The 8,959-nt window shown below is 39.3% G+C and carries 12 protein-coding genes; all 12 read right to left on the reverse strand.

Going from position 1 to position 8,959, the window contains the following annotated elements:
- Positions 1-301 precede the first annotated feature (301 nt).
- The gene (locus tag J6O61_RS16220) at positions 302-985 is read right to left on the reverse strand and encodes a DUF6796 family protein (protein ID WP_292215291.1); all 684 of its coding nucleotides are present in this window, start codon (positions 983-985) and stop codon (positions 302-304) included.
- Entirely contained in the window at positions 982-1,722 is a 741-nt protein-coding gene (locus tag J6O61_RS16225; protein ID WP_292215293.1) for an alpha/beta hydrolase, read from the reverse strand. Before J6O61_RS16225 ends, J6O61_RS16220 begins: the two co-directional genes overlap by 4 nt.
- Position 1,723: 1 nt before the next feature.
- The gene (locus J6O61_RS16230; RefSeq protein WP_292215295.1) at positions 1,724-2,374 is read right to left on the reverse strand and encodes a GNAT family N-acetyltransferase; all 651 of its coding nucleotides are present in this window, start codon (positions 2,372-2,374) and stop codon (positions 1,724-1,726) included.
- Complete coding sequence (locus J6O61_RS16235; RefSeq protein WP_292215297.1) at positions 2,371-2,934, reverse strand: MptD family putative ECF transporter S component; 564 nt, start codon at positions 2,932-2,934, stop codon at positions 2,371-2,373. Before J6O61_RS16235 ends, J6O61_RS16230 begins: the two co-directional genes overlap by 4 nt.
- Before the next feature lie 31 nt (positions 2,935-2,965).
- Complete coding sequence (locus J6O61_RS16240; RefSeq protein WP_292215299.1) at positions 2,966-3,589, reverse strand: class I SAM-dependent methyltransferase; 624 nt, start codon at positions 3,587-3,589, stop codon at positions 2,966-2,968.
- A gap of 25 nt (positions 3,590-3,614) precedes the next feature.
- On the reverse strand, positions 3,615-4,379 hold the full coding sequence (locus J6O61_RS16245) for a class I SAM-dependent methyltransferase (RefSeq protein WP_292215301.1): 765 nt from the start codon (positions 4,377-4,379) through the stop codon (positions 3,615-3,617).
- A gap of 140 nt (positions 4,380-4,519) precedes the next feature.
- Positions 4,520-5,017, reverse strand: a complete 498-nt coding sequence (locus tag J6O61_RS16250) for a hypothetical protein (RefSeq protein ID WP_292215303.1) — start codon at positions 5,015-5,017, stop codon at positions 4,520-4,522.
- A 13-nt stretch (positions 5,018-5,030) separates the two neighbouring features.
- Complete coding sequence (locus J6O61_RS16255; protein ID WP_292215305.1) at positions 5,031-5,633, reverse strand: L-2-amino-thiazoline-4-carboxylic acid hydrolase; 603 nt, start codon at positions 5,631-5,633, stop codon at positions 5,031-5,033.
- Between the two features lie 13 nt (positions 5,634-5,646).
- Positions 5,647-6,576 (reverse strand): methyltransferase family protein, encoded by a 930-nt coding sequence (locus J6O61_RS16260; RefSeq protein ID WP_292215307.1) that lies wholly within the window; start codon positions 6,574-6,576, stop codon positions 5,647-5,649.
- Positions 6,577-6,641: 65 nt separating this feature from the next.
- Entirely contained in the window at positions 6,642-7,469 is an 828-nt protein-coding gene (locus tag J6O61_RS16265; protein ID WP_292215309.1) for a class I SAM-dependent methyltransferase, read from the reverse strand.
- Positions 7,470-7,480: 11 nt separating this feature from the next.
- Entirely contained in the window at positions 7,481-8,149 is a 669-nt protein-coding gene (locus tag J6O61_RS16270; RefSeq protein WP_330613810.1) for an L-2-amino-thiazoline-4-carboxylic acid hydrolase, read from the reverse strand.
- Complete coding sequence (locus J6O61_RS16275; protein WP_292215311.1) at positions 8,125-8,625, reverse strand: hypothetical protein; 501 nt, start codon at positions 8,623-8,625, stop codon at positions 8,125-8,127. Before J6O61_RS16275 ends, J6O61_RS16270 begins: the two co-directional genes overlap by 25 nt.
- Positions 8,626-8,959: the final 334 nt, after the last annotated feature.

An 8,959-nucleotide genomic window follows, 5' to 3' on the forward strand; every position in this document is an offset into this window, starting at 1 on the left:
ATATCTTTCGGTGAAAGACCTCTTTGCCTCTCTCGCCGAAAAATATAATGATTCTAACGGAAATAATTAACAAATCTCAATTAAGCAGAAATGCTCTCATTTCCAACATCTAACATTGGCACGCATGATATAACTTGCTCCCTGAATTCACGTAGCACCACTGGACCATTTAATTGCGAGATAATTGGTTTGAACAATTCGGGTACAATTAACAACTCATCCTATTCCTGCGTATTATTCTCAGAAATTGTTTGACTATATTTCGTATAGTCAAAGAGTATTATTATAACATCTTTGAACTCTAAGATTCTTCTTTTCCTTTGGTTATTACCAATAACCCGCCCATCATCCACAAATTTCCGATACTTATCCATGCCGCAGCAAGGGCATTCGTAATTGGGTAGTCTCCAATTATTCTCATCAAGATAATCCAGGGTATTCCAATAAGAATATTGAAAATCCAGCACCACTTAGGTAATGGCGTATTTCCTTTAGCAATTGCTCTTATCTGAACTACTGCTGCAAACATAAAGAAAACCAGAAAGATTACAGCTGCAGGTAGCAGAAACCAGATAAGAAAAGGTTTCATGTTATTCACTACTGCATCTGGATTCAGCTCATAGAATCTTTTTAAAAGAAAAGCCGCCATGCAGCAAGGAACATGAACACCGCATCCGCCAAATGCAAGGCATCCGATTATTCCTGCCCTGTAATCATGCGCATCTTTTTCGGAAAATGGCTTGATCATGCGGTAAACAGCAAACCAGCACAAGCATTCCAGTGGAATCCCTATAAGTCCCAAAATTGCTGATGCAATTATTCTCCCATCTGAAACCAGCAGAAACCTCGCCCACATTGGAGGTAGTCCGGGCACGCCATCATAAAATGTTCCCCATCCCAGGATCATATCTGCTGTTAGCACTATTAGTGCCGCAAAACACCCAAGTTTTAATAAATGTCTGATTCTTCCCCATTCAATGGTCATTGAATAAATCTCTCCATCTCTTCTACATACTCTTTTGTATGCGCTGCCATGTATCCACAATGGGGATACCCTTTTCTGATAACCACCTTAACTTCAGGCAGATACTTGGGAAAAGACTTTTTTGAAAGCTTCAGGTCAAAATCTTTTTCACCATATTCCAGATGGAGCTTTTTCTGCTGTTCTTTGGTCAACAGTTTCATATCGTAGTTACAGCAAGCATGGCAGATGGCCTTAATATCAGTTTCATCTATTCTTTCAAAATTCTTTGTCATCATCTTTGCAAAATCATATCCATACCAGTCAACAAGGCTTTGAGATGCTTCAACATGAGTCTTATTAAGCATCTTTTTTCTCTTTTTAAAAAGATTTGCCACAAGTACTTCTGCAAACCACGAGCTCTTTGCCAATGCCACACCGTCAAACCAGGCATATTCTACATTAAACGCTTCATCCATGAATAGCCGCCATCCAACGGCAACACCCATAGAAGCTCCATAAACAAGCTTTATATCTTTATAGTTCTTTTCACGCAAATATCTCTTGAGCTCGCTATACTCCATGTCTGCACTAACGTAATTGCTGGCCTTTCCATGTCCGCCCTGATCCGGAGCTATTATGAAGTACTCTCCTTTAAGATGCGGACTCACCAATTCATAAATGTTTTCTCCCGAGATCATCATTGGAGCCAGCAAAATAAGCTTGGGATTTCCCGGATTGCCATATTCATTTATATACATATCATGCTGTCTCCCTGATTAGATCATACATGTGGAATTTCTCTCCACAATTTCTTGTTTTATCCAATGTCATTCCCAGGTGCTTATAACGAAGAGCTTTATTCTTATCGTCTGTATCAAGAATAACAGGGACGTTTTTCTCTTTAGCCAAAGCATATGTGTATTCCAACATCTGCTTCATAAAGCCTTTTCCCTGATACTCTTTATTCACAACAAGCATTTCTATCCTTATAAAATCACGTTTTGCCTTCCGCATTCTTGTTTCTATGGTTCCGCCCTCGCTAAAACATGCACCTATAAATTTCTTCATGTTAGAAAAACCTCCGAGAGCTCTTTTTTCAGCAGCTATCATCTTAAGTCCATCAAAAAACCTGACTGAGCCACATTCTTTTCCTGATAATACTAAGAATCCTTCATGATTCTCACTTGTTGTATATAGCATTCCTGAATTGTACGCTGCTTTGACAATCGCATGCATATACGTAAACATGTTCTCTCTGGATGAAATGTATTTCACAAGCCCGATGTCTTCAGAGCTATACTGATAATCGTAGAAAGCATCTGCTATCTGCCAGGATATTTCCTTGATATCATCTTCATTTAGTCCTGTTAGTCTTATCATTGTAAAAGCCCTCATTCTAAAAACCGTCATTTTTCAAGTTTGAATATTTTTGCTGTGACATTTGAGATTGCCACAGAAATAATAACTCCCACAATAACCACCAAGGCAAATGCCCAGGTTGGACTCACAGCCATAAGTGTGTCTGCATATCCGGCCGGCATTTCCTCGACTGCGCATTCATATGTATAATCTCTGTTAAACCATATCTGACCATAATATCCAAAACTGGAAAACGACATAATTACTGTTCCAATCAGATCTCCAGCCCAGCTATATTTTGTTAATGCTCTTACCACTTCAGCAATAACAGCAATAACGATAACAGGAACAACATGCCATGCTACAGCATCACCTATAATAACAAACAAAAGCAACAATCCTGCTGCAAGGCACAAGGCAACACCAGGAGCCTTCAGCTTCCTAAATGCAGTAATAACTACTCCTGATACCAACACAGCTGCAGTTACCTGATAGCAGACGAACAACACTGGATGTATCGCTCCAAACACGCATACAATGGCTGTCATAACTGCATATAACACAGCATATAGCGCAGTCCGCAGTCCTTTTTTCTTGTTCCATTCTTGCATTACAAACTCCTCCTCTTTCAATATTTCTTTTTTATTTCTGAGCAAGCACTGTTATCCATGGCTTAGATGCATGATGATTCGTCTTTACCTTCGAAAAGCCTGCACTTTTTAAGGCTTTTTCTATCTCGTCAGGAGTATGGCACTTCATTCCATCGATTATCTTTTCAAAACTAAGGCTTGCTCTATCTGTGCCGTCTGACTCGTTTACAATCATGAATGTTCCGCCCGGTTTAAGAACTCTAGCAACTTCGGAAAAGCATTTTTCAAGTCCAGGCCAGAAATATATAGTTTCAAAAGCTGTAGCAAGATCATACTTTTCTTCAGGAAGTGTAAGGTTGGATACATCTCCCTGCTGAACCTGGCATCTTCCTTTATCGATCATTGCCTTGTTATACTCCGTAGCCTTTTCTACAGATAGCGGTGAATAGTCAATAGCCGTCATATTTGCTGAGGAATATTTCTTCATCAGAGCTCCGGCATTTCTGCCTCCACCGCATCCAAGTTCCACCACTTCCTTTGGCGTGCTGACCTCAAGATGCGATATTCCCCAGTCTGCCATCTTTGCATGACCACTGTTCATACCATTGATCATCATTTTCCCCAAAACACCTTCCGGCTTTCTTGTCTGGCTTACATAGTTCTTAAAAAGTCCCATCGCTGCATCCTCCTCATCAATTGTTTTATTTTCTGCCCATAAGTATTGTAGATCCGCTAAGTCCCATCCAGGTAGCTTCAAACTTACTCATGAACATCCCGCTGGTAGTATCAATAAGCTTCACATCCTCATATCCCATGTCTTTGAGTTTCTGCGCAAAGCTCTGCATATCTCCGTATTTACTCTTTGACATGATGTCATGAATTGCAAATGTTCCGCCCTTCTTGAGAGTCCTCAGAGTTTCCAGGAGAATAGCCTGTCTGTCCCTGCTGGGGATGTTGTGATATACATAGTTACTTGTTACAGCATCAAAAGTCTCCTCCTCAAATTCAAGCTTTGTGGCATCTCCCTGATCAAAAGAAACATTTGTGGCACCTTCAGCTTTTGCGTTACTTTCACAAAGAGTCTTGCTAAATGACGCATACTCTTTTCCCCATCTGTCTATTCCAACCATCTGGGCATGGGGATTTTTCTTGGCACATGCAATTGTAAGCGCACCGCTACCACACCCGACATCAAGACCTTTTCCGCCATCGGGGATCTTCACGTAAGACGAAACACCCTCTATTATCTGCTTTGACATCTGTCTTGAGCCATTGTAGGAAAATGCCCTGTACATCAAAAACATCCATATTGTTATGATTGCAAGAAATATGCCTATTACCAACAATATCTTCCCAATAAATCCTGCCATTCCAAAAACTAATGACATCAAAAGCGCTACACCGGTAGCTGCCAAGAACCCAAACACCATGCCCTTTGGCATCCAGTTTTTATAATCCGGTTTCATGACTCATTCTCCTCCTTATGAACTTCAATATAATAAAAACAATGTTAGCCGCAGCTAACTTATTAACAATATATAAACCAAGAATTAGAACTTTGTCAATCAATGTATTCTAATTAGAGGTTCAATAATTATGTCTCTTTCTACAGCATCGTGCATATCCATGCAATAAATGCCGAAACTATTGGGAAAATGATGAATAGCTTTAACAATTGACTCTTGATATTAAATCCGTATTTTCTGCCCTTAAATACATTTTCGATTTCAGGATAATAATGCTGAAAGAAATGGAACCTCATAAGCAAAAAGTAGTCGAAAAAAATCATGTCATAGACCTTATATAGAGTGAACATGATCACAATCCTCATGAAATACTGCCAGAATGTAAATCCACTCCTGAAGCCATCCAGAATTGCAATTGTCAAAGAACCAAGGATCATCGCAAAACTGAATATTGCAAGTACCCATCCTATTGTCCTTGCACCGTAGAACAACTCTTTGTCTCTTGGAATCAGTACCTCCCGTGCTTCCTTAGGTGCTGATGAGAACATTCTTATATCCTGAATAAATGCTATGCCTGATATCATCATAAGCGACACAGCTCCGCAAACTACTAAAGAAAGAAAAATCGTCAAAATCATTTTGTTTTTCTCCTTACAGTTTCCTTAGATAAAAATCACACCTATCCGCACCGGTTCCCAGTGTACCAGATCTTTTAAACTCGATGCCGGGAAGATTTCCATAGCATCTGTCATCGTTTGCACAAAATATCTTCGTAAGTTCCGGACAGCCAAGCTCCGTAAAATACTTATTGTATGGACACGCAACAACATCCATCTTGTATTCGCCTTTTTCGTTTTGGTAAAACACATTTTTAAATCCGCTATCAGCGCCAAACATCTTCTTTGTCAGAGGATTCCAAATCTTAATAAAGAGGCTCTTCATTCCCGGTACACCCATCATCTTTGCCAATTTTCTTCCGGTTTCCATAGAATGATCTATAGCAGCATTTTCCACTATCTCATATGCAATTCCCTGACTTGTCACCTCTTTGAGCGTAAGATAAATAGCAGCAGACGGGAATATAAAATTGTCTGTGTGCATATGTACGCCCTTGGGAAGATCATGATACTTTTCCATGATAGAGGACAGTTTTGTTTCCGCATTTCCCCAAAGTTCATTGCTATTACTGAACTTCTTATCAATCTCTGCTTTTATAAACGCCTTTTTTTCCAGTATTTCCTTCGCAGTTTTCATTGTCTGTCTCCCTCTATTTGTATGTTTTATAAATAAGCCCTGCAAATATACTGCATAGTAATCCTCCGGCAATCATAATCCATATAAGAAGCAGTTCTGTTTCGCCAATACAAGCTCCATATATAAGCGTAACTATACTTATTACAGCACCGGCCGTGCCACCAAGCGTTAGAAATCCAAATCCCCTTTGCAGCCTTGTCTTTGGAAGCCTTCTATCAAGTCTTTCTATTCTTTCTGATATAAGCTCGATAACTCCTATTGCCATCATAACAGCAGGTATTACAGCCGGAGCCACAATTCCAAACAGTCCCCAAGATGCTATAAATGGCTTATTTACAAAGCTTTTGGCAAGGCAGACAATATAAATGATCCATCCTATGTTTCCTGGAATGTCGTATGCCATCCACCTTGCAGTAGAAATCTCTGTTACATACATTCTGTCTTCTGACGGTTTCCATGGAATACACCTGTTTACTTTTGTTTTGTATTCAGCATACTCTTCACCATATAGATTAAGCAGCCATTTTTCTTCCGTATTTATCAATGTGATTGTCATGATAAGCCAGTTGACTACAGGAAGAGCAAGCATCAATACATTTCCCCATAATAACGTTATTCCAGTCATAGCAATCCACCAGCCGCTATACATCGGATTTCTAACCCATGCATAGATACCGCTTGTCTTTAGCTTATTATTTTCTATATGATTGTCCATATCTGAGCGGACTGCTCCGATAAACCAAACTGCGATTCCTGTAAATATGAGCAGTGTTCCTATAATCCTAAACATCAGAATCCAGGGTTCTGTTAGTTCTCTGATTTTAAGCACATATCCTATTAGAATTACCCCAATGAGTGAAAACACTCCCATTCCCCAGACTATATACGGGCCAACGCCAAACAAAGGAAGCTTTTGTCCTTCCTTGTTATAGTTTTTTAGCACTGTTTCAGACCTCCTCATTTGAATCCATCATGCACGGAGCGCATATCATCTCTCCGATATTATTTTTACTTGAAGGTTATCTTTATAATCTGCATATTTACAAAGCTATCGCAGAATCTGATCATCAGTTTATGAAATAGTCCTACCTCTTTATAGATATCACGGTATCCTCGCATATAGCTCTTTGCTGAAACAGAGGCAAAATCATCAGACCAGCTCTCAAGCTCTGTCTTATCCTCTAATGAGAAGAACGCTCCAACATCAGAAATCCCTGCTTCTTTAAGCCAGGTCTTTGTCATCATCTTTGCGCCCCTTTGGTTACAACTGTCAAATACGATAGCTGCACCTGGAAATCTTTTTGCCATTTTTTGAAATAGCACTTTTAAATCTTCTGTCTTGAAATAGTAAAACACGCCGGAAGCAAAAAATACTGTGCCATTACTTCCATCTATCTCATTCATCCAACTGTCGTCATTTAGGTCATAGGAAAGATTTCTTTCCCTATCGCTTTCAGGTAGAAGTTCATTTCTGACGGCTATTACATCCGGCATATCTATGTTATAGCCTTTGCATTTCCCGTTATCGCATTTGCGGAATGTATCATCGAGCCCACACCCAAGATTTACCACAGAAGCATCAGGATGATTTTTAAGATACTCTTTAACTTCATAGGCAAGATCGTATTGCCTTTGCGCTACTTCCAGTGCCCCAAATAATCCAACAGCGCTTTCCATCTTTTTCCCTTTTTCGGCAAAATCATAATCCAGCATGCTGCATATGCGCTCTGCCTCAGGGTCTTTAAACAGCTTTGGGAAATGTTCTGAGCAAACTTTTCTTCCATACAAAGGTATTATCAGTGTCTCCTGCACTGTGTTTTTCTCAATGTGATACATAAGATCCCCTTCTATCGCTTTTTATATCCGCAATCACAATATGGTCCGCCTGATGCAAGTGTATATTCCCTTATAAAGATAGACACTCCACCAAACTCACTCATCGTATAATCCAGATGACACATGGCAGGAACGAGGTCATAAAAGCCATATTCTTTCATTAGTGTGCATATACCGCAAGACAGAAACCTTGCTTCATAACCACTTCCATCACTATAGAGAATAAAATCCATGTTCCAGGAATATTTATTTCTGTCCCCGGCTCGAAGAACTGCGGTTGCTTTTAACCCTGCCACATCTTTATCCGTAAATTTCGTTTTTCCTCCGAGTCTGCAAAAAATCTTTGTAGCCGTAGTAGACATAGCATCTTCATAGTATTTTGTCAGCTCTTCTACTGTCGGTCTTTTGTCCATACATAGAAGAAACGAGATCAAAAGAGCACAGTTCACAATATTCGTCTTAAACCTGTCTTCTTTATCAAATTCAGGTAGCTTTTCGACAATCTCTCTATATCTGGGCTTAGCTCGTTTTGCAATTAAAGCTGCTTCATTCTCGCTATAATTTAGATCTGTTATAAGCTGTCTTTTAAAGGATTTACTAAAAATCATCCACATGCCTGATGGCATACCTGCATATTTCATACAATCTCCATTCATTATAAGCTCAAGCCAATAAACCAATAGATTCCTCCCGCAAATGCTGCAATCGGAATTGAAAATGGTATAAGTTTTACAAACTTCCATTTCTTTACATTGACGTTATGCCAGGTGTCATTCAAATCTTCAGTCCCTGGAATCAGCCACCAGTCTGACAAAGCAACCCATATTGTATCTATGAAAAGCCAGTCATAAAATTCCGCTCCTAAAAACAAGACATAGAATTGCAAGCTACAATCAAAAAAACTACGAGTTCCATTTATACAGATAATCATTATTCCCGGAATTATCAACATCCATGCTATTATCAATGCATATGCAAAAGTCTTCCTTCTCATTAACTCTCTTCTTGTGATAAGGCCAAGTTCAATTGTACGTTCCTGCATCACCTTCGGGTAAAAGAAAATACCACCTATTGGCCCTCTCTTATAGACAATGATTATCATGTATAACGCGTAACAGAGCCACATGACAAATATTTCAACAGCTATTCTCAACACTTTATCGACTCCTTAAGTTTAAACTGAGCTTTTCCTTACATCGTCATTATAAACCCATTTTGTTAGTTTATGCTAACTTTAACAAAAAATAAAACACCGAATCCACATCCTCTATAGGATAGAGTTTTCGGCGTTATCAAATAATTGCAACAATTTATTATTAATACTTTGCGTTATTGCGTTTAACTGTAAGTGAACTAAGTCGCTGCGCGACGGCCTGCCAAGGCTGTGGCGCAGCGTTTCTTTTACTTAAAAAGCAGTAGATAGTGACGCCCTGATGATGTATTGTTTAAGTTACCACACAAAAACTAAATACTACCAAAAGGCACTACTA

Source organism: Butyrivibrio sp. (assembly GCF_017635265.1).
GTDB lineage: Bacteria > Bacillota > Clostridia > Lachnospirales > Lachnospiraceae > Butyrivibrio.

Bases quoted from the DNA above. Each gene is read 5' to 3' on its own strand.
- J6O61_RS16225 (WP_292215293.1), bottom strand. From the start codon at position 1,722: ATGTATATAAATGAATATGGCAATCCGGGAAATCCCAAGCTTATTTTG.
- J6O61_RS16245 (WP_292215301.1), bottom strand. From the start codon at position 4,379: ATGAAACCGGATTATAAAAACTGGATGCCAAAGGGCATGGTGTTTGGG.
- J6O61_RS16230 (WP_292215295.1), bottom strand. From the start codon at position 2,374: ATGACGGTTTTTAGAATGAGGGCTTTTACAATGATAAGACTAACAGGA.
- J6O61_RS16220 (WP_292215291.1), bottom strand. From the start codon at position 985: ATGACCATTGAATGGGGAAGAATCAGACATTTATTAAAACTTGGGTGT.
- J6O61_RS16255 (WP_292215305.1), bottom strand. From the start codon at position 5,633: ATGAAAACTGCGAAGGAAATACTGGAAAAAAAGGCGTTTATAAAAGCA.
- J6O61_RS16250 (WP_292215303.1), bottom strand. From the start codon at position 5,017: ATGATTTTGACGATTTTTCTTTCTTTAGTAGTTTGCGGAGCTGTGTCG.
- J6O61_RS16265 (WP_292215309.1), bottom strand. From the start codon at position 7,469: ATGTATCACATTGAGAAAAACACAGTGCAGGAGACACTGATAATACCT.
- J6O61_RS16240 (WP_292215299.1), bottom strand. From the start codon at position 3,589: ATGGGACTTTTTAAGAACTATGTAAGCCAGACAAGAAAGCCGGAAGGT.
- J6O61_RS16235 (WP_292215297.1), bottom strand. From the start codon at position 2,934: ATGCAAGAATGGAACAAGAAAAAAGGACTGCGGACTGCGCTATATGCT.